Origin of the sequence: Marinobacter zhanjiangensis (genome assembly GCF_014651935.1) — a bacterium.
GTDB lineage: Bacteria > Pseudomonadota > Gammaproteobacteria > Pseudomonadales > Oleiphilaceae > Marinobacter > Marinobacter zhanjiangensis.
This window is the reverse complement of the sequence record NZ_BMXV01000018.1, coordinates 1-614: the sequence shown is the minus strand read 5'-3', so window position 1 is coordinate 614 and position 614 is coordinate 1. Positions and strand designations below refer to the sequence as shown.

The following is a 614-nucleotide window of genomic DNA, read 5'->3' as shown; positions in this document are numbered from 1 at the left end:
GTTTTCGACAGGGCTGTCGTCAGTCTCGATATGGTGGAGCCAGGCGGGATCGAACCGCCGACCTCCTGCGTGCAAGGCAGGCGCTCTCCCAGCTGAGCTATGGCCCCTGGACCTTTCACCCAAGCCTGATCCAATATCGAGGTTCAGGCTATAGAATTTTGCTGATCCAGGCGCTTTCAGGTGCAGCGTGCGAGTAGCACGTAAGCCTGGAAGCAACGACGAGCAGCGAAATTCTGGTGGGTCTGGGTGGATTTGAACCACCGACCTCACCCTTATCAGGGGTGCGCTCTAACCAACTGAGCTACAGACCCGGTTTCGCTTGTCTTCGCACCACCTGAGCTGCGTTGCAGTCTTCGTTCACTCGGTCACGTACTCATGTACGCTCCCTCGCTCTCTCAGCCTGCGCCTTGTCAGCTGGCGCGAATCCGGCGCCAAACCCCGAGTTCGTCTCGTGGTTCGACAAAACCGACAGCGGGCCTGCAAGGACCCTTTGCTCTCTTCTCATTGACCAAGTAATTCGTGTGGACTCTGACCGAAACCTCCGGCGATCGTTAAGGAGGTGATCCAGCCGCAGGTTCCCCTACGGCTACCTTGTTACGACTTCACCCCAGTCA

The 614-nt window shown here is 57.7% G+C and carries 2 tRNA genes and 1 rRNA gene; all 3 read right to left on the bottom strand.

What is annotated here, in order from left to right:
* Positions 1–31 precede the first annotated feature (31 nt).
* Positions 32–107, bottom strand: a tRNA-Ala gene (locus IE079_RS18665).
* Positions 108–234: 127 nt separating this feature from the next.
* Positions 235–311: transfer RNA gene (locus IE079_RS18660), tRNA-Ile, on the bottom strand.
* A gap of 241 nt (positions 312–552) precedes the next feature.
* A 16S ribosomal RNA gene (locus IE079_RS18655) occupies positions 553–614 on the bottom strand; the annotation flags it as partial.